The following is a 22,190-nucleotide window of genomic DNA, read 5'->3' as shown; positions in this document are numbered from 1 at the left end:
GACCCCCCGACTGACCATGCGGCACGCCGCTCGATCACACACGCTGCCACGTCAGGCCGCCTTCGGAGGCGCGGCGCTCAGCCGGTGACGTCGAGGCGGAACAGGGCGGCGGCGTTGCACCAGGCGACCCGTTGCCGCCCGCCGCCCCGACTGTCGTCACGGTCCGGTCAGTCCTTGACGCCGATGACGACCCCGTTCGCGCCGGCCGCGACGAACGGCAGGGTACGGATGTCGGAGAACTTGGCATCCTGTAGCCAGTTCATGTACTCGGTTTCGGAGTAGTTCTTGCCGGCCGTGGTCTCGATGAGCATGTTCATACCCATCAGGGCGGCCTCGGCGGGGCCGGTGCGGTCGGCACTGAGCATCAGTTCGCTGATGATGACCACACCGCCGGGTGCCAGTGCCTCGTAAGCGCGGCGCAGCAGTTCCCGGTCGGTGTCCTCGCCCCAGTCGTGCATGATCATGCTGTACAGGATCACGTCGTAGCCCGTAGGCAGCGCGGCGTCGCGCAGGAAATCCCCGGCAACCGTGGTGATCCGTCCACTCAGTCCGGCATCGGCGATCTTCGAATCAGCGATCGGGCACACGTGGGGCAGGTCGTACACCGTCGCCGACAGGTGCGCGTAATGGCGGCACAGCTCGATCGGGAACGCTCCGGAGCCGCCCCCAACATCCAGCAGACGGGAGTGCCTGCCGAAGTCGTAGACCTCACCGAGAGTACGGGCGGTGAATGTCGAGATGCAGTGCATCGCGTCCCAGAACAACTGCAGCATCTGCGCGTCCTCGGCCACGAACGGAGAGTCTTGGACCTCCGGGTCCCAGGCGGTCGGCTTGTCCGTCCGAAGCGCATCGAGAACACGATCCCACGCCGGGTACTCGCGCTTGTCGTAGAACCGTACCAACCCACCGAAATAGTAGGGGCGTCCTTCGACCAGGAACTTCTCGGCGAGTGCGGTGTTTCCGTACCCGTCACCGCGCCTCTCCAGCAATCCCAGCGAGGCGCAAGCGGTGAGCAGCAGATCCGCCGGACGATGCGGTAGTCCGAACTCGGCAGCCGCCTCCGACACGCTCATCGTCCGACCGTCGGCGAGCCGGGTGAACAGACTCAACTCCACTGCGGCGGCGAAGGTCTTGAAGCTCGAGAAACCACTACTCAGCTGCATCAACGGCAGGGGAGTCAGATCCAGATCATTCATTGTCGTCATCTTCGGTACAGAGCACGGCACTTGCTGGTCCGCGCCCCCTCCTCCTTTCGATGTCGTACAGCGCCTCGGCCCAACTTGTTGAATCAGGCATCAGTCGGGCCAGGGGTAGTAGTTGGCGCACGAGCCGCGACCTCCCCACGGAAGGACACATTTCGTCGGGCGGAACGACAGTGCATTCAATCGCGATGAGAGAAAGAATCCCGAGACAGAGGCGAATTCTAATTCCGGCAGTGACATTGGGAGAGAGACCACAAACCAAGCACCACCGAGGTGGCGACTAGCCGCCAACAGCACCGACAAGCGGGCAGTAACGAGCGACTTGAGGGTCAGCGAACGCTGCGCAGCAACGCATCTGGTCGCCGTCCGTCATGGACATTAAACTACTTGGTCCTTTGTGTTCTGTGTCACCGTACACCGCCCTCGGAGTTGCTCACAAGACCAACTTCTCGGCCGATTTTGGGCCGCCTGGCTTGATCTTGGTGGCTGCCTGAGTCATCCTGGCCGTCGCGTCCGACTCGCCGGCGGTTGTGCGGCCGCTGCAGCGGCTTGCCCGGTTGGAGAGCGGGCTCTGGCCGAGCGGGACGCGCGGATTGAGGTGTTGACGCAGCGGGTCGCGGAGTTGGAGGCGAAGCTGCGTAGGGATTCACGGACGTCGTCGAAGCCGCCGTCGTCGGATGGGCCGGTCAAGGCGCCGGTCAGCGTGCCGGCGGCGCGGAGCAAGTTGTGGCAGCTCGCGGCGAAGGACGTACCAGGCGGATCACCCGGACCTGGCTCAGACGGTCGCAACGGGGTTGACTGCCGTTCAAAGTACGCGTGCGGGCAGTGGATCCTGCTGTTCGGCCTGCGGAAGTTTTCTGATATCGAAGTGGCTGCGATGGTAGGTCGCAATGCCGGAGGTGATTCCGTCCCAGACGAAGCCGTCTCCCCGGTAGCGGGATGTGGCGAACTCGAAGAGGACGTCGCCGGCGACCATCAGGCTGAGTTCGGTGAGGTAACTCTCCAGCCCTTCGAGGCCCGCCCACCGCCCCTCGCGGATGCGGTTCGAGCGTAGTGCCAACTCCTGTTGGAGCTTGCGCAGATGTGCTGCAAGCTGGTCCACGGACGCCTGGAGGTCGAGTCCCTCGGCCACGTGCCACACGGCCAGCGCGTTGGTCTGCCAGTGGCCACAGGCAATCTCCTTGCCGAAGGACAGCAGGTCGTTGACGAACGCGGTGTGCTCCGAGACGAGCGCCAGCGCTTCAACGACGTCAGGGTCCGTGAAGAACTCCTCCGGGAACGGCAACCCGAGAACGAAATCCGCCACTCGCACATAGACCGGTGTGCCGACATTGAACCGTCTGAAGCGTCGGTAGTCTTCGAACCGGAAGATGTCGCCGGCGTCTGCCATTTCGATGCCGCGCAGTTCGGCTTCGACGAACTCCTTCAGGGCGGCTGTGAGCCGGGCCATCTGCCCTGCGGTCATGTCCGAGGTGACGGACGTCCACGCATCGGCCAGCATCCCGGTAAGGGGGTCCAGGTCCGGGGTCGACGAGCTGGACGAAAGGGAGACCAACCGCTTTGCGAGGCTGGCGGTGCGCTCCGACACCTCCTCGGCGTCCAACCGGTCGGTCAGGTCGTCGAAGGCACACATGAACTGGATGAGCCTGGCCATGGCGACCAGACGGTCGGGAACGCCGTGAGGGTATATGAGGATCAGCCACCAGGGCTGGCGTCGCGCGAGAAATGCGGCGATCGCCTGCTCATCGAACCCCATTCGTTCCAGATAGGGGCGAGTCCACGCGTCGATCCTCCGCTCCATCTCGGCGGTTTGGGGGTGGAACTGCGGCTCCAGCCCGGTAAGCAGTTCCGGTACGACGAAAGGGCGTCCGAAGACATCGGGGCTGGGCGGAACGGACATTTTAGTCTCCTTGCCGGTCACAGACCGCTGCGGCGCTGGCGTTTGGCATACACGGACAGAGCGTCGTCGAAGTCCCCTCGGGTGAAGTCGGGCCAGCACACGGGTACGAAGTGGTATTCCGCATACGCCGTCTGCCAGGGCATGAAGCCGGACAGCCGTTGCTCCCCCGACGTGCGTATGACCAGATCGGGGTCCGGCTGCCCCGCCGTATACAGGTGCCGGGCCAGCCCCGATTCGTCCACCACCGGACCGGGCACGGCCCTCCCCGGTGACACGGCACCGGAAGAGTGCTCATTCATCAGGGCGCGGGCCGCCTGCGCGATCTCCTGGCGTCCGTCGTAGGCGATTGCCACATTCGCCACCACGCCTTGTATGTCAGCGGTATCGGCCGCTATTTCGGACAGCAGTTCCTGGGTGCGATCGGGCAGGGCCTCCAGTGCGCCGATGGGTCGGATCCGCCAACGCCGCTGATCGGCAAGTTCCCGAAGCCCAGTTGCGATGACCTCAAGAAGCGCCCGCACCGCCTCATCGGACCGGCGCAGATTGTCCAACGAAAACGCCCACACGGTCACATAACCGATGCCCAACTCCTCGCACCAGTCCCACAAGTTACCGACTTGCACCGCGCCCCGCCGGTACCCCTCGACAGCGGGCAGCCCGTGACGCTGCGCCCAGCGCCGATTGCCGTCGAGGATGACGGCCACATGTTCCGGCAGATCAAAACTCTGACCCTGCAGTCTGCCCAACGGTTTCTGCTCGCTCATAACACACTTCACGTCCCCTCAAGCGTTCTGATGGTGCGCGCGCCAGGGCACCTGGAGCACTCGGTCAGCGAGAGCGTCACGAGCCCTGGCCGGTCTCATGCGGGGTGCCGGCCGATCCCTCCTGCCCCCGCGCGGGCACGGGATCCTCGGTCTCGGAGCGAAGGGGACGGGTCGGCGTTCTTGGGGTGACGCGCAGGCGCAGCCCCTTGGGATGCAGCACCACGCCGACCTTCAGCGTGGCCTGCGATCCGGCCACCGGTTCAACCCGCCAGCGCTGCAAGAGCACGGCCAGGGTCGAGGCGGCCTCGGCCAGGGCAAAGGTGTCACCGATGCACTTGCGGGCTCCGGCTCCGAAGGGGAGGTACGCCTCGCGCTGTTCGCGTGTACAGCGCTCCTGCAGCCAACGGTCGGGGTCGAACCGGTCAGGATCGGCGTAGATCGTCGGATCACGGAGCAACGTACGAATGCTGAAGTAGAGTTCCGCGCCCTCGGGAATCCGGTAGCCGCCCAACGCGGTCCGTGCGCGGGTCACCCGGCTGACCACCCAGCCCGGTGGGTACAGACGCAGTGTCTCGGTCAGGACACGCTGTAGCTGGGGCAGTCGTGCCAGGTCGGCATGGGAGGGCGGTGCTCCGTCGAGCACCGTGTCGATCTCCTTCTCCACCCGGGTGTACCAGTGCGGATGGCGGACCAGAAGGCTGAGGGTCCAGGCCAGCAGCGCGGCCGTGGTGTCGATGCCTCCGATCATGAAGCTCCAGATGTGGCCCTGGACCTCTTCGTCGCTCAGCGCGACGGTGCCGTCCGGTCCACGTACCAGAAGCAGGCTGAACAGGTCTCCGTAGTCACCTGGATCCTCCCGGCGGTGGCGGATCATCGAGTCGATGGCCGAGCGCGTCCGCGCTTGCGCCTCGCGATATCGGCGATTGGCTGGCAGCGGCAGTCGGCCATAGGCCGGCAGGATCGTCCTGGCAAGGAGACCGGAGCTGATGATCGGCAGGTCGTGCTGGAACTGATCGACACACCGGACCGAGACGGGATCGGTGAACAGCGAGTTCGTCAGCGTTTTCGTGGTCAGGCGCGTCATTTCCCGGTCGATGTCGACTACCTGACCCGGTCGCCACCGCCCGACGATTTCCGTCGCGTTGCGCACCATCTGCCGGTTGTAACCCGGTATTCGGCTGGGGTGGAAAGCGGGCTGCATCAGCGGCCTTGCGACCCGGTGCGCCTCGTGCGGGCACGCCGCGAGGCCGCCGTTTCCGCCCCACAGCTTGATAAACGCCTCGACGACCCCGCCCCCTTTGTCGAAGTCGCCGTGACCGGCGACCAGCATGTGCCGTAGCAGGGCGGGGTCATTTACTACCCAGGCGGCCTTGGGGCCGAGTCTGACGCGGACCAGAGGGCCGTGCCGAGCTGCTCTGTCGAAGAAACCGAAGGGGTCGCGGGCCATTCCCGGCAGGTGCCCCAGGAACGGCAGTTTCCTCGGCAGATAGGGGACTTCCTTCAGCCGATCGCTCATCGAACTCCTCGCATGAAGAGCGGACTTGGCTCAGCAGGCCACGCCCTGTTCCATAATGCGCACCAGCGCGCGCACCAATTGGCCGCTGAATACAGCTGGCTACACAAATCTGTCGAAGTCCGTCAAGTCTTCATTGTTTAATTCCTTGACCCGGTCGGCTTCATGCTGCCCTCAACGAAACTTCTGATGACGACGGAGAACCGAGCCGGAGAATCAGGTCCTGGAATTCCTGGGGTGTGGAGTGATCCGTAGTTCGGTGGGGCTCAGATCTGAGCGGAAGCGTTTGCGTACACGGCTGTTGGACGCCGGACGGAGATGCCACCGGGTCAAAATCGTACTCAGCGCGATGGTTGCTTCTGCCATACCGAAGGTGTCGCCGATGCACTTTCGGCGCCCTTGGCCGAAGGGTATGTGCGCCTGCCGTGTGGAGGCGCTGACGGGTGTGTCCCAGCGGTCAGGGTCGAACCGCTCGGGTTGGGGAAAGTGAGCGGGATCGTGTTGAAGCTGGTAGGCGCTGAAGAGGAAATCGGTCCCGGCGGGGAAGCGGTGGCCGCCGAGGGTGACCTCTTGTGTGTTGACCCGGGTCATCATCCAGACGATGGGGTACAGCCGCAGGGTCTCCTGTAGCACGTTGCGGGTCAGCCGGAGCTTTCTGAAGTCCTCCGGGCCGACCGCGCGCCCGTTCAGGACGCTGTCCATTTCGTCCTGGAGGCGCATTTGGATGTCGGGGTGCTGGGTGAGGAGGTGTACGGCCCAGGCAAGGGTGCAGGCCGTGGGTTCCGTTCCGCCGAGGAGGAGGGTGATGATCTGGTCGACCAACTCTTGGTCGCTGAGGGCGTCCCCGTCGGTATCGCGGGCTGCCATGAGGTTGTCCACCAGGCTTCCCGCGGTCGGCCGGGTGCGAGCCGCTGCGATGGCCCGGCGTGCCGAGGCCTGCAGTTGGCTTCGGGCCTGCTCGAAGCGCCGGTTGGCGGGGAGCGGGAGCCGGCGGATCCAGGGATGAGGCAGGGCGGTGCGGATCAGCAGTCCGGCCTGGAAGTCAGCGATCTTGTCCGCGAGCCAGCTGGACTCGGGCAGCTCGGCTTCGGGCAGCAGGGTCCGCGCGAGTGTCCGCGCGACCAATGCGTGGGCCTCGACGAGAAAGTCGATCTCTTTTCCTGCTGCCCAGGACGAGATCATGGCGTCGCTCTCCTGCTGGAACACAGAGGCGTAACCGTCGATGCGGTCGGGACTGAAGGCCGACTGCATGATTCTCCGCTGCCTTCGGTGGTCCGCGTGTGCCGAGGTCACCAGCCCGTTGCCGACGAACGGCCGCGCGTTGTCCAGGATGGGGCCGCCCTTGTCGAACGCCTCGACATCAATCACCAGCATGCGGTGCACCAGTTCCGGGGCACAGACGAGGTAAGCGGGTCGTGGGCCGAGGCGAACTCGCACGATGGGGCCGGCCTGCCGGCAGGCAGCCAGCCAGGGCGGCGGATTCCTCGCCAGGTAGGGCGCGTGCCCCACCAGGGGGTACGCCCCCGGAGCCTCGGGTATGGGGGAGCCCGAGCGGATCACTGCGCGGTCGGATTCGCGCGCCATGGCAACCATCACCGCCTCATGCAGCGAAGTGTCGGATGGGTGAGGGCGGCCCGGAGGGGCCCGCCGTCGGCCGGGAGATTCTGATCGTCACCTCGTACGCGAACGCGCGCAGAGTCTCGATCACGTGGGATGGGATGGGAGCTCACTGAGGTACAAGTTCATAATGTTACGGGTGTGTTACGAATGTGATCATAGCCTCAACCTGGTGGGTTGCGCCAGGGAAGACCCTCTGGCCTTGAAGCCGCCGCTCACAAAACCGGCGTGACTCGCTGTCATCCCCTTGGGTCAGCGGCCGGGGGTTGTCGGAGTGAAGGCCGTCCCCTGCAGGTGAGTGGAAGTCAGGAGACGAGCGCCGCCGGGCAGTGCACGAGCAGATCCCCCGGCGCATGCGCCACCAGATCCGGCCCAGCTGCCAACAACGCACCCACATCCCCGCCGTGCCACGTCGTGGCCACCGTCGTGGCCCCCGCCTCCCGACCACTCATCAGGTCGGTCACCGCGTCCCCGACCATCATGGCCTGCGACGGTGGCACGTCCATCAGCCGCAGCGCCTGCAACACGATGTCCGGCGCCGGCTTCGGGCGGGCCACCTCGTCCGACCCGATGACGTGGTCGAACAGCCCCAGCACCCCGAGGATGTCGAGCAGCGACCGCACGCGGCCCGCAGCGCGGCCGAGTCGGGCGCTCACCGCAGCCAGCCCAGGAAGCGCCGGTGCAGGCTGCCGGCGGGCGCCCAGGTCAGGTCCTCGGCGGCGCGGGCGAACTGCGCCCCCATGTACAGCGCCAGCGACATGGGCGCGTCCGCGTACTCCGCTCGCAGTTCCTGGCGGCGGGTCCGGCAGGGCCAGGGCGCGCCGCAGCCGCCGCAGCTCCAAACCGGCAGCACCGGCCCATGGGCCGTCACGCCCGCACCCCCAGATAGCGCGCCATGATCGCCCGCGCCTGCCGGCCGGTCGCCCACTCCACCTGCCAGCACGGGTACGGCGTGAGTCGCCCCCACCACACCCGACACCCCGTACACATCCCGTCCAGCCCCCGCAGGTGTACGGCGAGGATCACCCGCTCCTGCCCGTCGCTCACCCCGCCGCCCCGTCCGGCCAGTGACCACGGTTGACCGGAATCCGGTGCCGAACATGGCAGGGCAGCTCGGCACCGCACCGGCACACCCGCCGCCACCTCCACCAGCACCACACCGGCCGATGCCGCCGCGCGAGCGTCAAGGCGACGGCGAGCAGGTACTCCTCGTACGAGACCCGCCCGGACACAGCCGATCACCGCGCCAACGCGTCGTACAGGGCCTCGGCCCGCACCGCCACCCTGACGCACCACTCCCGCGCGCACGCGACCCACGGCCACCGGCACTCCAGGTTGTGGCCGCGCACCCAGACCCAGCCGGCCACGCCCTCCGGGCTGCCCCCAACGCGGACCGTCCGCACGTCAACCTGGGTCACACCGACCACGTTCCCGCCGGTCGCCCACTCGCCGGCCCGCAACGACAGCGTCGTGTCCGACGGCACGGCCGGAAGCGCCCGCACCCGCCCAACCCCACGGTCCGGGTGCCCGATCACCACGCCTGCACCAACGCCCGGAACTGCGCCATGTCGGCGGCGGCCAAATCGACCAGGGACCTCGCCCAGACGAACAGGTCACAGCCGTGCGGCGAACCAACCGGCCTCATGGTCGCCTGCGACGAGGCTGGCGCCGAACAGCACGTCGTTCGGGTTCAGGCGGTCCTCGACCCGGCTCACCGCTCGGCCCTCGTGCCATAGGCGGTGATTTGGCCCAGCGTCATCGGCACGTTCGGGACGATCTGCGTCGGCTCGCAGTACCAGCGGGTGTCCCGCAGCCGCTGCGCCTGGTCAAGCAGGCGTCGCCGCGCGGCTGCCTGCTCGGCCGCCTGGTGACGCTGGCCGGTCCCGGGCGGCGGGGGCGGATCGGACCGCCGCAGCAGCCACCGCACAATGTCGCGCAGCCTGAACCAGATCGTCACCGGGTCGCCTCCTCGTTGAGCGTCGGAGGCGGCGGCGAAGTCTCGTCGGTCCCTATCGGGTGTCAGGCGTGGGAAGAGCCCCGCCGCCGCCAGTGACCTGGACGCTACGAGCGGTCACGGGCAGCGGCGGGGAGAGTTTGTACCCGAGGGAGGACTACCCCATCACCCCGATCGCAAGCGCCAACTCCCGCGCATCCTCTCCGACCGTGCCCGGCCGGTTCGACAGTTCCAGCGCGACCGTGCGGGCGTATGGGTTGTGCCGCACCGTGTCGACGCTCTCTCGCAGCGCGCGGCCGAGCAGATGCATCGTGGCGACCTCACCTCGATCCAGCATGTGCGCCCGAGCGGCATCGATCAGGGCGGCAGCCCGACGCGTCTGCGAGGGCAATGCCCGGTAGTTCGCCGTATCGGCCCGCCGGACGGCCTCACCCGGCCGACACAGGTCCGTCTCGATGGTGACCGCGTACGCCGTGCAGGCGGCCGGCCCGAACATCAGCCAGGGGTGCGCGTACCCGCTGCCGAGCCGGTTCGCGGCCTCGTCGGCGGCGTCCCACGCACGCCACGCCTGCCCAGCCCGGCCGGCCTTGCTGTGCCCCAGCGCAATGCCGAGCTGCACCTGCCCCCACCGCGCCAACTGCTCCCCACCCGCGGCTGGGTCAACCAGGCCGGCGGCATCGACGAGCACCTGCTCGGCGGCGTCTACCTGGTTCGCGCCGCGGTAGACGTGGGCGTAGTACCAGGCGGCTACGGCGATCGCGGCCGGGGCGTCGGCGTCCTGAGCGGCAAGCATCGCCCGGTCAGCGGCGAGCCACACCAACTCTGGATGCGGCTGGTGGGCGACGTACAACTGCGCGAGGTGGTAGACGCGCGCCAACTCGACCAGCGCCTGCCGGCGGGCCAGGCCGTCCAGCCGGCGGGCGCTGCGTTGCGCCTCGGCCAGCAGCCCGGGAAGCACTGCGGCGACGGCCGTGCGCTCAGTGGTGGACCGATGCCACAGCGCCCATGCCTGATCGACCAGGCCACGCAGGGTGTCGACAGATGCCGGCTCGCCGACGGGCACGGTGGTGCGCTGCATGGAGGCGGCGACGTTGTCCACGTCGGCGTGGCCGGCGCGGGTTACGGATGCCACCGGCAGGGACTGGCCGCCGGTCAGGTCCGCGAGGTCGGAGATGTCCAGCACCTCGGCCAGGCGGAGCAGCATGGGTAGCCGGGGCGGGAGAAGACGGCCGTTCTCCAGGGCCTTGACCCATTCGGCGCTACGGCCGACGAGTCCACCGAGGACGGGGCGGGTCTTCCCTGCGCGTTCGCGGTGGGCGCGTAGGCGCGCACCGAAGGTCTGGGGATCGGTCATCGTCGTCTCCCAGGTAGCGGTCTGGGCGGCGGGCCGCCGGCCGCTACTCCGGCGGGCCGCCGCAGATGACGGTACTCCGGGTGGCAAGATCGTCACGCCCCGCCGCAGCAGAGTTTCGGAAGATGTCGGGCGGACCACCGCTCGTGCGCTACCCAGCTCAGCGTCAATGGCAGGAGCACTACGACACCGTGGGGCGATCGTCAATCCGGGGGCCCTGATGATCGCGGGTTGGAGCCTGCGGGACGCCCTGGCAAACTATCCGCGACCGTGGATGGAGGTGCACCTGTCCAACGTCTGGGCCCGGGAGAGCTTCCGGCACGAGTCGGTGCTCGCCCCGCTGGCCAGCGGGGTCATCGTCGGGCTCGGCTCGCTGGGCTACCGGCTGGCCGCCCGCGCCCTGGTCGCCACCGTCGCCTGACCGGGTCACCCCAAACGACCGCAGCACCACGCAGGGACGCGTCACCACCACAAGAGACAGTCCGAAGCCCAGCGACAGCGCGAAACCCAGGCGGCCCCCGAGGCTGCCCCGGCACCGAAGGAATATCGTGCAGGTTCCCCTCATCGCCCTCAGCGTCATCCTGGCCGTCGTCTTCGCGGCGACGGCCGTACCCAAGCTCCTCGGCAAGATGGACGACCGGATGAGCCACCTCGGCGTCTCCACGGGGCTCACCAAGGTCATCGGTGCGCTGGAGTTGGCCGGCGTCGTCGGCCTGGTGCTCGGCCTGTACTGGGCGCCCGCCGGGATCGCGGCGGCGGTCGGCCTCACCATCCTGATGATCGGCGCGGTGACCTACCACCTGCGCGCGAAGGACCCGGGCAACGTGGTGGCCCTGCCGGTGGCGTTCGCGGCCGCGTCCGCCGCGGTCGCGCTGCTGCACGTGCTGAACGGCTGAGCGCCCTGGCCGGGCCCGCGGCTGTCCTCGGGGTCGACGTCGGCGGCACGAAGGTCGCCCTGCGCGCCGAGGTCGCCGTAGCCGGGAGCCTGCGCGCCGAGGAGGTCGCGGTAGGCGGGAGCGGCGTCGCGGAGGCCGGCGGGCGGGCGGGCGGGCGGACCCTGACCTGGCCCGGCGACGGCGGCGCGGACGCCGACGTGGCGGCGCTGGCCGCGGCGGTCGCGGCGCTGCGCGCGGAGTCCGGGCTGCCGATCGCGGCGGTCGGGGTGGCGATGCCCGCCACCCCCGACCCGGCCGGCCGGGTGACCGTCTGGCCGGGCCGCCCGAGCTGGGCGGGCCTGCGGCTCGACGAGACGCTGCGGCGGCTGTTCCCGGGCAGCCGGACGGCCTGGGCCGACGACGGCGACCTCGCGGCGCTGGCCGAGGCGCGGCACGTCGGCGCGGAGGACGTCGTCTACCTCGGGGTCGGCACGGGCGTGGGCGGGGGCGTGGTGCTCGGCGGCCGGCCGCTGCCCGCGGCGGGCCTGGCCACCCCCGAGATCGGCCACATGGTGATCGACCTCGACGGGCCGCGCTGCGACTGCGGCCGCACCGGCTGCCTCCAGGCCATCGCCTCCGGCCCGGCCACGCTGCGCCGCGCCCGCGCCGCGCGGGGCGCCGAGGTGGGCTTCGCGGAGCTGCGCGACGGGCTGCGGCAGAACGTCGCGTGGGCCCGCGAGGCGGTACGCCCCGGCGTGACCGCGCTCGCGGCGGCCGTGGTCAGCCTCGGCGAGCTGGTCGACCCTGCGGTGGTGGTGCTGGGCGGCGGTTTCGCCGCCGGGCTGCCCGGCCTCGTCGGGCTCGTCGAGCGGGACGTGGCCCGGCTGGCCCGGCCGGGCCGTCCGGCGCCGGCCGTGCGGGCCGCCGCCCTGGGCGGGCTCTCCTCGCTGCACGGCGCGGTGGCCCTGGCCCGGACCCTGTCCGGGCCCGTGACCTCCTGAGCCCGGCGACGCCGGGCCCCACCGTCCACTGGAGAGGAGCCAGCATGATCAGGATCGGGATCGTCGTCGGCAGCACCCGCCCGGGCCGCAGCTACGGCGTGCACGGCGGCACCCGGGCGGCCGAGCACCTGCGCCTGGTGCTGTCCCAGGTCGAGGTCGCCCACGTCCGCGCCCACGTGGCGCTCTCCCTGGTCACCGACTTCGTCGACTTCCGCGACTTCCGGCCGGCCCCGGCGCAGGCGAAGGCCGTCGCCGAGATGCTCGACCAGGTGGTCGCCTGGGGCGGCGCACTGCGGACGCTTCGCGCCCGCTGATCCCGGCCGGCCCCTGCCGGCGGCGCGGCGGTGTTGGCTCGCTCCGACACCGCCGTGAATCCGTTCCCAATCCCCGTCGCCACGGTCGGATCTCGTCCGGGCTCCGACCGCGCCGCGCCGCGTCGGGTGGCGCTCGTGCTCGCGCTCGTGACGGCGCTGCTGGCCGCCCGCTGCGGCGGGGGCGCCGCGCCGGAGCCGGCGCCGTGGCACGGATGTGCCGACGGTCACCGTGGCGAACCTCCTCCTGGTCAACGAGGACATGCCGGACAAACTGGCGCACGACCTGACAGCGCTGCTGTTCGCGCACCAGACCGACCTGGGTGCGGTGCACCCCGCCGGGCGCAACTTCGACCGGGGCAGTGCGACCAACACCGACCCGGTGCCGCTGCACCCCGGGGCGTCCCGGTTCTACCAGGGCGGATGAGCTGACGCGGGGGGCCGGGCGGGGCGGGCGGCCGGTCGGGACGGGAATAGACTGCGGGTATGGAGGCAGAGCGCGTGACCAGTCCGCGTTCCGCCCTGCCCGCCGGTCAAGCCGGCCCGCGGGCGTGCGCGGCCGTCGGGGCGCGATGAGGACAGGCGCCGCCGCCGGCCACCGGGGCTACTACCACGAGGCCGTCTGCTATGGCTCCGACGACGAACTGCTCGCCGTCGCCACGCCGTTCCTGCTCGGCGGGGTCGCCGCCGGCGAGCCGACCGTCGTCGCCCTCGGCACGCGCAACGCCGCCCTGGTCCGCGCCGCCCTGCCGCCCGACTCCGGGGTCACCTTCCTGCCCGGCGACGGGATGTACCCGCGGCCGACCTCGGCGATCCGGTCGTACCGGGACCTGCTGGCCGCGTACGTCAGGCAGGGGGCGCGACAGATCCGGATCATCGGCGAGCTGCCGCCGGCCGCGCTGGGCGTGACCTGGGACTGGTGGGCCCGGTACGAGTCGGCCGTCAACCACGCGTACGACGAGTTCCCGCTGTGGAGCATGTGCGCGTACGACACCCGGACGACGCCGGCGCACGTGCTCGCCGAGGTCGCCCGCACCCACCCCCGGCACACCACCCCGGACGGCCGGCACCTGCCCAGCCCGACGTACGTCGAGCCGGCGACGTACCTGCGGGAGAGCCCGCCGGCGCCGGCCGACCCGCTCCAGGCGACGCCGCCGCAGGTGGACCTGACCTCCCCCACGGCGGCGCAGGCCCGCGCCGCGGTGCAGGGCGCGGCCCGGGGGCGGCTGCCCGCCGACGACGTCCAGGATCTGGTGGTCGCGGTCAGCGAGACGGTGAGCAACGCGCTGCGCCACGGCCGGCCGCCCGTGCGGATGCGGCTGTGGGCCGGGCCGGACCGGATCGTGGTGACGGTCAGCGACGGCGGTCAGGGGCCGACGGACCCGTTCGCGGGGCTACTGCCGACCGGCAACGGCGCGGTGGGCGGGCTCGGCCTGTGGATCGCGTACCAGTCCTGCAACCACGTCACGTCGCACCGGGGGCCGGACGGCTTCACGCTGCGGCTCACCGCGGGAAACCCGCACTTCGCCGGGTGAGGCCGACCGGCCCGCCGGCTCATGGGATGGTCACGCTGGCGCCGTTGATGGCCAGCAGGCCCGGGTACGTGTAGACGGCGCTCGGGTGACTGACCGACGAGGTGTAGCGGACGATGCCGAAGTCGTTGCCGGGGAAGCTGCTGCCGGTGCGGGTGCCGAGCACGCTGGTGCCGGCGCTGTCGGCGTACCAGGTGCTGCCGACCGACGTGCAGTGGCCGGCGGTGACGAAGTAGTAGGTGGTGCCGCTGCGCACGTTGGCGCCGAGCGAGCAGCGGCCCCCGCCGCCGGCGTAGATCGCCTGGCCGCCGGCGATCAGGGTGCTCAGCCGGCCGGGCTCGCGGCGGACCACGGCGTCGGTGCCGGCCAGCCTGGCGCGCAGGGCGGCCAGCAGGCTCTCGCTCACGGCGTCGTCGACCGCGACGGTGGTCCGGCCGGTGGCCGGGTCCACGGTCCAGGCGGTACAGCATCCGCGCCGGGCCCGCCGGGTTCAAGCGCCGGGGCTACCCGGCGCCCGGCGAGCGCTCGGCGACCACCACCGAGATGCCGTCGAGCACCCGCTGCAGTCCGAACTCGAAGGCGTACTCCGGGCCGTACGCGGCGCCGTGCGCCTCGCCGGCGGCCGCGCCGACCCGGGCGGCCGTCGGGTAGCTGCCCGACTTCATGAACTTCTCCAGCCAGGGGGCGTGCGACTGCCACCACTGGCCGTCCGTCATGCCGGTCTCGCGCTCCAACTCGGTCACCTCGAGAGCCGCCCGCGCCGCGCTCTTGACGTGCCCGAGGAGCAGGGTGAGCACGGCGTCCATCTCCACGTCGTCGAGCCCGATGTCGGCCACGGCGCCCAGCTCGTAGTCGTACTTGGCGAGCAGGTTGGGGCCGAGCACCGGCCGGGTGGTCTCGGCGCGCAGCAGCCAGGGGTGCGCCTGGTAGAGCGCCAGGTTCTCCCGGGCGATCTGCTCCAGCCGGCCCCGCCAGCCGCCCGGGACGTCCGCCGGGCGGCGCATCTCGCCGTACAGCGTGTCGACCATGACGTCGAGCAGCTCGGCCTTTCCGGGCACGTACGTGTAGACCGACATCGTTCCGACGCCCAGCGCCTCGCCGACCCGGCGCATGGTGAGCGCGTCGATCCCCTCGGCGTCGGCGATCTCGATGGCCGCCCGGACGATCCGGTCGACGCTGAGGCCCGGGCCGGCGCTGCGGCTGGCCGGCTCCCGGGTGCGCCAGAGGATGGCCAGGCTGCGGGCCGGGTCGACCTTGCCCTTGCGCTCACTCGCCATAGTGCCGCCATCCTAGGTCAGTCGCGGGACAGGTCGAGCAGGGCGTCGGCCGGGTCCGGGCTGGGCGGGCCGGCCGGCCACCACTGGCCCGAGCGCCGCCGGAACGGGTACCAGCGGCCGTCGCGGCCGTACCGGACCTGGACGTCGCGGCCGACGGTCCACCGGTTACGCCAGAGGCGGACCTCCCCCTCGCCGGCCTCGCGCAGCGCCTCCGTGGCGCGGGCCGCGACCTCCCTCTGCGGGGTGAACACCGCGTCGACGGCGTCCACGCCCGCCGCGCCCGCGTACTGCCAGGCCCGCACGGCCCGGGGCAGCTCGCCGGCCCGGCCGCTGGCCTCGCCGAGGCGCCGCGCGGCGGATGAGCGCGGCATCCGGGCGGCCAGCCGCACGGCGTCGCGCCAGGCGTCGTGCTCGGGTGCCAGCAGCTCGGCCGGGGTGGCGGCCAGCAGCTGCCGGGCCCGGGACGCGGCGTCGGCGGCGAGCAGCCCGAGCGCCTCGGCGTCGACGCCGGGCGCCCCGTGCCCGGCGAGCAGTGGGGCGAGCGCCATCGGCTCGCCCCGCACCGGCGGGGGCGGCCCCGGCGGCGGTGCCGGCGCGCTCGCGTACGCCTGCTCGGCCGGGCTACCCGCCGGGCCGTCGTCCCCCGTCGAGAGGACGGACCGGCGGGTGTTTCGGCGCCGCAGCTCCTCGACCAGCTCCGCCTCGGCCCGTCCGCGCATGAGCAGCAGCACGAACGGATCCCGGTCGAGCAGCCACGACGCCTGGTACGACAGGGCGGCGGCGTGCCGGCAGGGGTGGTCCCAGGACGGGCAGTCGCACTCCGGTTCCAGGTCGCCGTAGCCGGGCAGCAGGCGTACCCCCGCGTCGTCGGCCGTGTCGACCAGCTCCCGCGGCATGTCCCGGTCGAGCAGCGCGGCGATGTGCCCGGCCCGCGCGGCGACCCGGTCGAGCAGCCGGTCCCACTCGGCGGCGGTGAGGGTGCCGACGCGCACCACGGTCCGGTACGCGGCGTACTGGTCGCCGTCGTGGACCCCGGCGGAGATCCGGCCGGGGCTGACGGTGATGGCCCCCACCTGGCCGGCGAACGCGTACCGGCGGCCCTTGCGGAGCTGCTCCGCGTCGAGCGCCGTGCGTTCCATCGCCTCGATCCACGCGTTGCCCCACCAGGTGTCGGCGAATTTCCGGCCGATCCGCCTCCCCGGGCCGAAGGCCGGGAAGCTGCGGGCCCGCCGGTCGTCGTCGGCCGGCTCGTCGTCGAGGTCGGCGAACTCGAAGTCGAAGTCCACGTCCCGGCTCCTCATGCCTCGTCGTCCAGCCGCACGAGCCGCAGCAGCTCGGCGTCGGACAGTTCGGTCAGCGCGGTCTCGCCACCGGTCAGCAGCGCGTCGGCCAGCTCCCGCTTCGCCTCCAGCAGGGCGGCGATCCGGTCCTCCAGGGTGCCCTGGGCGATCAGCCGGTGCACCTGCACCGGCCTGGTCTGCCCGATCCGGTACGCGCGGTCGGTGGCCTGCTCCTCCACCGCCGGGTTCCACCACCGGTCGTAGTGGACGACGTGATCGGCCCGGGTCAGGTTGAGGCCGGTGCCGGCCGCCCTGAGCGAGAGCAGGAAGACGGGCACCTCGCCGGCCTGGAACCGGCGCACCATCTCCTCGCGCTGGGCCACGGGCGTGCCGCCGTGCAGCAGCTGGGCCGGCACACCCCGCTCGGCCAGGTGCCGCTGGAGCAGCCGCGCCATCCGGACGTACTGGGTGAAGACCAGCGCGGCGCCGCCCTCGGCGAGGATCGTCGCCAGCAGGTCGTCGAGGAGCTGGAGCTTCTCCGACCGGCCGGCCAGCCGGCCGGTCGACTCCCCGAGGTAGTGCGCCGGGTGGTTGCAGACCTGCTTGAGGCCGACCAGCAGCTTGAGCACCAGCCCGCGCCGGGCGATACCGGCGCCGCCGGCCCGGATTTCGGCCATCACCTCGCCGACCACCTGCCGGTAGAGGGTAACCTGCTCGCCCGTCAGCGACACGAGGTGGTCGGTGACGGTCTTCGGCGGCAGCTCGGGGGCGATGCCCGGGTCCGACTTCCGGCGCCGCAGCAGGAACGGGCGGACCAGCCGGGACAGCCGGTCCACGGCGGCCGAATCCCGGTCCACCTCGATCGGCCGGGCCCACCTCGCCCGGAAGGCCCCGACCCGGTCGAGCAGGCCGGGGGTGGTCCAGTCGAGGATCGCCCACAGCTCGGAGAGGTTGTTCTCCACGGGGGTGCCGGTGAGCGCCACCCGCGCCCGGGCCGGGATGTCGCGCAGTGCCCTCGCGGTGCCGCTGAGCCGGTTCTTGACGTACTGCGCCTCGTCGGCGACGACCATCCCCCACGGGTGGGCGGCCAGGGTGCCGGCGTCGACGCGCATGGTGCCGTAGCTGGTCAGCACGAACCCGCCGGCCGCCCCGTCCAGCGAGCGGGCCGTGCCGTGGTACCGGCGGACCGGCGTGCCGGGGGCGAACCGGGCGATCTCCCGCTCCCAGTTGCCGAGCACGGACGCGGGGCAGACGACCAGGGTGGTGCCCGCGGTCGCCGGGTCGAGCTGGCGGCGCAGGTGCAGCGCGACGACGGTGACCGTCTTGCCGAGGCCCATGTCGTCGGCGAGGCAGCCGCCGAAGCCGAGCGCGGTCATCCGCTCCAGCCAGCGCAGCCCGCGCAGCTGGTACTCGCGCAGGGTGCCGCGCAGCGCGGCCGGCGCCGCCAGCGGCTCCGGGCCGCCGTCGGGCTCGGCGACCCGCTCGCGCAGCGCGCCCAGCCAGCCGTCGGCCACCACCTCGACCCGCTCGCCCTCGACCTCGACGCTCGCGATCAGCGTCGCGGCCAGCGCGTCGTACGCCGGCAACGGCGCGAGCTGCCGCTCGCGGGCCTTGCGGGCCAGCTCCGGCTCGACCGCCACCCACCGCTCCCCCAGCCGGACGATCGGTCGGGACTTCGCGACCAGCTCCGTCTCCGCGTCGGTCAGCGGTTCGCCGGCCAGGGTGAGCTGCCAGCTCAGCGGCATCGGCGCGGCCGAGCGGAAGAACTCCGCCACCGCCGCGGGCCGCTCGGGCGGCGAGCCGACCAGCACCCGGGCGGTCAGCTCACGCGAAAGCCGCGACGGCCACTCGAACTCGATGCCGGCGTCGGCCAGCCGGCGCTCGGCGCCACCGAGCAGGTCGGCCAGGTCCTCGTCGAGCAGCTCAAGCTCGACGGGTGCGGCCACGTCGAGCAGCCGCTCCAGCGGCGGCCACACGGCGGCGGCCCGCCGCACGGCGAGCATCGCCTCGAACGTGGCCCCCTCGCCGAGGCCGTGCTCGTCGCCCTCCCACAGCGCCGCCGCGTCGCTGACCACCGTGGGATCGGCGAGGCTGCGCAGCCGTACCACGGCGGTGAGCGGGGTGGTGTCGAGGTCGCCCCGGCCCTCCAGCCGCAGCGCCACGCGCAGGCCCGTGTCGACCCCGGCGGAGACCGCCGCGGCCCAGTCGCGCAGTTCCTCCGCCGGCTCGGGTGCCAGGCCGGTGAACCGGGCGTCGCCGGTCAGCCAGGTCGCCGCCGGGGTGCGCGGCAGCGTGTCGGCCACCGCGTCGAGGAAGGCGCGGACCAGCGCCTCCGGGTCGGGCAGCACCAGCCGCCCGGCGCCCGGGTCGACCGGTACCGCGCGGGCCTCGGCCGGCATCGCCGCGGCCAGGGCCCGGACGCGCTCCACGTCGGCGGCGTCGAACGGGCCCGCCCGCCAGGCGTCGTACCCGCCCGGGGAGACCCCGGGCAGGAGCCGCCCCCGGGCGACGAGGTGCAGCCCGGTGACCGCCACCGCCGACCAGAACGCGGCGGCCGGGTCCACGGAGTCGGCGTCGGCCAGCGCGACGAGACGGCGGACCGCGTCGCCGACCGGGACGGCGCAGGCCGGGACCGCCCGCAGCCTCACCGCCCCGTCGCCGGGCAGGGCCAGCTCCAGTTCGCCGCGCTCGCCCAGTCCGTCCAACTGTTCCGGCAGCGTCGCCCCGGACCGGTCGTAGAGGCCGACCGTGCCGCTGCGGGGCGGATCGGCGGGGAGGAAGACGGCCGCGAACGGCTCTAGTCGCACGGTGCCTCCGGATTCACTCGTCGTCCGCCGGCTCACCGGCTCAGGGCCCGGTACCGGGCGACGGCCAGCGGCACGAAGACGGCCAGCAGGACGAGCGGCCAGGCCACGGCCGCCGCATGCCACCCGAGTACGTCTTGATTGGCTTGTCGCCCGCGTCGGCCAGCCCGAACCGGTCCAGTAGTTCGGCGGCGCGCCGTCGCGCCCCCGTCGCGCCCAGGTGGTGCAACCGGCCGAAGAGGACCAGGTTCTGGTGGCCGCTGAGCACCTCGTCCACGGCCGCGTGCTGCCCGACCAGGCCGATGCGGTGGCGCACCTGGTCGGGCCGGCGGGCCACGTCGAAGCCGGCGACCTCGGCCCGACCGGAGTCGAAGCGCAGCAGGGTGGACAGGATCCGCACGGCGGTGGTCTTGCCGGCGCCGTTGGGGCCGAGCAGGCCGCAGACCGTGCCGGGGCGGACCCGCAGGTCGAAGCCCTCCAGAACGGGCCTGTCCCCGTACCGCTTGCGCAGCCCCTCGACAACTATCGCGTGGTTGTCCGCTGTCATGTGACTCCCTCCCGAGGAGGCTAGCGTACAACATACGGTAGGCGATACGGCCCGCCGCGCAGGCTACCGACCGAGGGCGGCGTAGCGGGCCTCCGTCTCGGCCTTCTGCGGCCCCCACCACCACTCGTTGGCCCGGTACCAGTCGATGGTCCCCGCCAGCCCCTCGGGCAGGTCCGGGTAGCGGGGGCGCCAGCCCAACTCCTTCCGGAGCCGGGAGCTGTCGCAGGCGTAGCGGAGGTCGTGGGCCGGCCGGTCCGGCACGCTGTCGAACTCGCCGGGCGGCCGGCCGAGCAGCGACAGGGCCAGCTCCAGCAGGTCGCGGTTGCTCCACTGGGCGCCGGAGCCGATCAGGTACGTCTCCCCGACCGTCCCCGCCTCGAGGATCAGCAGGACCGCGTCGTTGTGGTCGTCGACGTGCGTCCACTCCCGCACGTTCTCCCCGCTGCCGTAGAGCTTCGGCCGCTGCCCGCGCAGGACGTTGGTGATCTGCCGGGGCAGGAACTTCTCCACGTTCTGGTACGGCCCGTAGTTGTTGGCGCAGTTCGACAGCGTCGCCCGCACCCCGTACGACCGGGCCCAGGCCCGGACCAGCAGGTCCGAGGCGGCCTTCGTGGCCGCGTACGGGCTCGACGGGTCGTACCGGCTCTCCTCGGTGAACAGGCCCCCGCCGTGCAACGGGAGGCTGCCGAACACCTCGTCCGTGGACACGTGGTGCAGCCGCCGGTCGTGCCGGCGGACCGCCTCCAGCAGCACGAAGGTGCCCTCCACGTTGGCGCGCAGGAACGGGGCGGGATCGCGCAGCGAGTTGTCCACGTGCGACTCGGCCGCGAAGTGGACCACGGTGTCGCAGTCGGAGACCAGAGCGTCGACCAGGTCCGCGTCGCGGACGTCGCCCTGGACGAACGTGATCCGGTCGGCGACCTCCGCGAGGCTGGCCCGGCTCCCGGCGTAGGTGAGCGCGTCGAGGACGGTCAGCCGCTGACCGGGCCGGGTGGCCAGCGCGCGGCGGACGAAGTTGGCGCCGACGAACCCGGCACCGCCGGTGACCAGCATGTGCTCCATACGGCGAAGCTATCGGGGGGCGTCCCGGGCCCGGGCATCACTCCCAGACGGTGACCCGGACGGTCAACTGCCCCTGGACCGACCTGGTCACCACGAGCAGCGCGCGACGCAGATCCCGCGCCCCTCCAGGAGCCGGTCCCCGACCGGGCGCGCGGACGGCCTCCCGTACTCGGCACGGACACAGTCGGCGCGCTGCCAGGGGCCGTCGCCCGGCAGCGAGGCCGCATACCTCGGGTCCTCGCGGCTGACCAGGGCGTCGTTGCTGGCATCCGGCCACCACGAGGCGTAGCCGACGTCGCGGGTGGGCCCCCAGTCGTCCTTGGTCGGGCTCCAGTTGGCGGCCGTCGAGTCCAGGTCGTACGCCGTGTAGTCGGCCATGACCAGCGTCCCGGTGCGCCGCACGGGCGCGGTGATCACCGCCGGCTCGGTCGGCGGCGTGGCGGTGCCGGCGGCCTGCGCGTCCGAAACGGGCCCGCGGCGGACCAGGCGCGCACCCATCCGACGCCCTGCGCCCACACGGCGCCGATCACGAGCGGGACGAGCGCGGAGATGACGGCCGCCTTGACCCCCCAGCCCTGCCACCACCGTCCCTGGGCGGGCTTCCGGGAGCGGGACTGCTGTCGCTGTGGCGGGGGACGACGCTTCGACCGACGCAGGGCCATGCTTGCTCCGTCCAACATAGACAGCCCGCCGCGCGCTCGGCCGGCGCCGGCCGGTGGTCGCCACGATCGGCGGGTTCCTCGTCGTGCCCGCGCTCTACCGCGCCACGGTCCACCTGTGGCACTACAACGCGTTCTTCGGCGCGCTCGCGGCGGCGGGCGTCGAGCCGGGGGCGGTGCGGCCGGTCGTCGACGCGCTCGATCGCGATCCGATGGTCATCGCGTCGTTCGCATTCTGGATCCTGGGCTGGCTGGTCGGCCTGCTGGTGCTGGCCTTCGGCGCGTGGCGGGCCCGTCTGGTGCCGGTCTGGGTGCCGCTCGCGCTGGCCGCCGGTCAGGTCCTCGACCTCCTCTCGGCCAGCGCCGCGCCGAAGCTCGCGGTAAGCGTGCTCATGGCCGCCGGCCTGTTCGGACTGTCGCGCGCCGTCGCGGCGGGGCTCGACACCCGACGGGTACGCGACGACGCCGCGCCGCGGGCGACGGGTGCCGTCGCGCCCCGGTGACGCCGGTCTGGGGTACGCGGGGTCGACCCACGCCGGAC

23 protein-coding genes and 3 pseudogenes are annotated in these 22,190 nt (G+C 71.9%); 8 read left to right on the top strand and 18 right to left on the bottom strand.

The features are described 5' to 3' along the window. Window positions 1-167: 167 nt before the first annotated feature. Window positions 168-1,196: an acetylserotonin O-methyltransferase gene (locus JD77_RS20915; protein ID WP_246140799.1), complete on the bottom strand. Its 1,029-nt coding sequence runs from the start codon at window positions 1,194-1,196 to the stop codon at window positions 168-170. Between the two features lie 403 nt (window positions 1,197-1,599). Here JD77_RS20915 and JD77_RS35555 point away from each other — a divergent pair. Beyond that, a pseudogene (locus tag JD77_RS35555) lies at window positions 1,600-1,887 on the top strand (DUF6444 domain-containing protein); the annotation flags it as partial. Window positions 1,888-2,007: 120 nt separating this feature from the next. On the opposite strand, the gene JD77_RS32260 reads toward JD77_RS35555, so the two are convergent. The 10 genes from JD77_RS32260 to JD77_RS20865 form a co-directional block, all read right to left on the bottom strand. Beyond that, window positions 2,008-3,102: a terpene synthase family protein gene (locus JD77_RS32260; RefSeq protein WP_170286499.1), complete on the bottom strand. Its 1,095-nt coding sequence runs from the start codon at window positions 3,100-3,102 to the stop codon at window positions 2,008-2,010. Window positions 3,103-3,119: 17 nt separating this feature from the next. Then, window positions 3,120-3,866, bottom strand: a complete 747-nt coding sequence (gene uppS, locus JD77_RS20905) for a polyprenyl diphosphate synthase (protein WP_145775818.1) — start codon at window positions 3,864-3,866, stop codon at window positions 3,120-3,122. A 76-nt stretch (window positions 3,867-3,942) separates the two neighbouring features. Then, window positions 3,943-5,382, bottom strand: coding sequence for a cytochrome P450 (locus JD77_RS20900; RefSeq protein ID WP_145775817.1), 1,440 nt, complete (start codon window positions 5,380-5,382; stop codon window positions 3,943-3,945). A gap of 213 nt (window positions 5,383-5,595) precedes the next feature. Continuing rightward, on the bottom strand, window positions 5,596-6,963 hold the full coding sequence (locus JD77_RS20895; protein ID WP_145777700.1) for a cytochrome P450: 1,368 nt from the start codon (window positions 6,961-6,963) through the stop codon (window positions 5,596-5,598). A gap of 338 nt (window positions 6,964-7,301) precedes the next feature. Continuing rightward, a complete protein-coding gene (locus JD77_RS20890; RefSeq protein WP_246140796.1) occupies window positions 7,302-7,652 on the bottom strand; it encodes an HAD-IA family hydrolase in 351 nt (116 codons plus the stop codon). Then, window positions 7,649-7,867, bottom strand: coding sequence for a hypothetical protein (locus tag JD77_RS20885; RefSeq protein ID WP_145775816.1), 219 nt, complete (start codon window positions 7,865-7,867; stop codon window positions 7,649-7,651). Before JD77_RS20885 ends, JD77_RS20890 begins: the two co-directional genes overlap by 4 nt. Further along, window positions 7,864-8,043 (bottom strand): hypothetical protein, encoded by a 180-nt coding sequence (locus JD77_RS35550; RefSeq protein WP_246140795.1) that lies wholly within the window; start codon window positions 8,041-8,043, stop codon window positions 7,864-7,866. Before JD77_RS35550 ends, JD77_RS20885 begins: the two co-directional genes overlap by 4 nt. A 191-nt stretch (window positions 8,044-8,234) precedes the next feature. Beyond that, window positions 8,235-8,498, bottom strand: a complete 264-nt coding sequence (locus JD77_RS20875) for a hypothetical protein (protein WP_145775815.1) — start codon at window positions 8,496-8,498, stop codon at window positions 8,235-8,237. Window positions 8,499-8,707: 209 nt separating this feature from the next. After that, entirely contained in the window at window positions 8,708-8,953 is a 246-nt protein-coding gene (locus JD77_RS20870; RefSeq protein WP_145775814.1) for a hypothetical protein, read from the bottom strand. A 154-nt stretch (window positions 8,954-9,107) separates the two neighbouring features. Further along, a complete protein-coding gene (locus JD77_RS20865) occupies window positions 9,108-10,304 on the bottom strand; it encodes a helix-turn-helix domain-containing protein (protein WP_145775813.1) in 1,197 nt (398 codons plus the stop codon). Window positions 10,305-10,494: 190 nt separating this feature from the next. Here JD77_RS20865 and JD77_RS20860 point away from each other — a divergent pair. The 6 genes and pseudogenes from JD77_RS20860 to JD77_RS20835 form a co-directional block, all read left to right on the top strand. Continuing rightward, a pseudogene (locus JD77_RS20860) lies at window positions 10,495-10,722 on the top strand (type II 3-dehydroquinate dehydratase); the annotation flags it as partial. A 127-nt stretch (window positions 10,723-10,849) separates the two neighbouring features. Continuing rightward, window positions 10,850-11,197, top strand: coding sequence for a DoxX family protein (locus JD77_RS20855; protein WP_145775812.1), 348 nt, complete (start codon window positions 10,850-10,852; stop codon window positions 11,195-11,197). Window positions 11,198-11,202: 5 nt separating this feature from the next. Continuing rightward, window positions 11,203-12,177, top strand: a complete 975-nt coding sequence (locus JD77_RS20850) for an ROK family protein (protein ID WP_145775811.1) — start codon at window positions 11,203-11,205, stop codon at window positions 12,175-12,177. 44 nt (window positions 12,178-12,221) lie between these two features. Continuing rightward, a complete protein-coding gene (locus JD77_RS20845; protein ID WP_246140791.1) occupies window positions 12,222-12,491 on the top strand; it encodes a hypothetical protein in 270 nt (89 codons plus the stop codon). A gap of 214 nt (window positions 12,492-12,705) precedes the next feature. Beyond that, on the top strand, window positions 12,706-12,915 hold the full coding sequence (locus JD77_RS20840) for a TAXI family TRAP transporter solute-binding subunit (RefSeq protein WP_145775810.1): 210 nt from the start codon (window positions 12,706-12,708) through the stop codon (window positions 12,913-12,915). A gap of 145 nt (window positions 12,916-13,060) precedes the next feature. Beyond that, on the top strand, window positions 13,061-14,023 hold the full coding sequence (locus tag JD77_RS20835) for a sensor histidine kinase (protein WP_145775809.1): 963 nt from the start codon (window positions 13,061-13,063) through the stop codon (window positions 14,021-14,023). 19 nt (window positions 14,024-14,042) lie between these two features. Here the strand turns inward: JD77_RS20835 and JD77_RS20830 are convergent, their stop codons facing one another. From JD77_RS20830 to JD77_RS20800, 7 genes and pseudogenes are all read right to left on the bottom strand, one after another. Beyond that, window positions 14,043-14,471 carry a chymotrypsin family serine protease gene (locus JD77_RS20830; protein ID WP_342799656.1) on the bottom strand — a complete coding sequence of 143 codons (429 nt, stop codon included), beginning with the start codon at window positions 14,469-14,471 and terminating at the stop codon, window positions 14,043-14,045. A 52-nt stretch (window positions 14,472-14,523) separates the two neighbouring features. Then, the gene (locus tag JD77_RS20825) at window positions 14,524-15,297 is read right to left on the bottom strand and encodes a TetR/AcrR family transcriptional regulator (RefSeq protein ID WP_145775808.1); all 774 of its coding nucleotides are present in this window, start codon (window positions 15,295-15,297) and stop codon (window positions 14,524-14,526) included. 17 nt (window positions 15,298-15,314) lie between these two features. Continuing rightward, entirely contained in the window at window positions 15,315-16,583 is a 1,269-nt protein-coding gene (locus tag JD77_RS20820) for an SWIM zinc finger family protein (protein ID WP_170286497.1), read from the bottom strand. Window positions 16,584-16,594: 11 nt separating this feature from the next. Beyond that, window positions 16,595-19,384, bottom strand: coding sequence for a DEAD/DEAH box helicase (locus JD77_RS20815; protein ID WP_145775806.1), 2,790 nt, complete (start codon window positions 19,382-19,384; stop codon window positions 16,595-16,597). A 109-nt stretch (window positions 19,385-19,493) separates the two neighbouring features. Then, a pseudogene (locus JD77_RS20810) lies at window positions 19,494-19,928 on the bottom strand (ABC transporter ATP-binding protein); the annotation flags it as partial. Between the two features lie 63 nt (window positions 19,929-19,991). Next, a complete protein-coding gene (rfbB, locus tag JD77_RS20805) occupies window positions 19,992-20,981 on the bottom strand; it encodes a dTDP-glucose 4,6-dehydratase (RefSeq protein ID WP_145777698.1) in 990 nt (329 codons plus the stop codon). Window positions 20,982-21,077: 96 nt separating this feature from the next. Continuing rightward, window positions 21,078-21,488, bottom strand: a complete 411-nt coding sequence (locus JD77_RS20800) for a hypothetical protein (RefSeq protein WP_145775805.1) — start codon at window positions 21,486-21,488, stop codon at window positions 21,078-21,080. 217 nt (window positions 21,489-21,705) lie between these two features. Between JD77_RS20800 and JD77_RS20795 the strand changes: the two genes are divergently transcribed. Continuing rightward, window positions 21,706-22,152 (top strand): hypothetical protein, encoded by a 447-nt coding sequence (locus tag JD77_RS20795; RefSeq protein ID WP_145775804.1) that lies wholly within the window; start codon window positions 21,706-21,708, stop codon window positions 22,150-22,152. Window positions 22,153-22,190 lie beyond the last annotated feature (38 nt).

This window comes from Micromonospora olivasterospora, assembly GCF_007830265.1.
Classification (GTDB): domain Bacteria; phylum Actinomycetota; class Actinomycetes; order Mycobacteriales; family Micromonosporaceae; genus Micromonospora; species Micromonospora olivasterospora.
The sequence above is the reverse complement of the archived record's forward strand: the minus strand, read 5'-3'. Positions and strand labels throughout refer to the sequence as shown.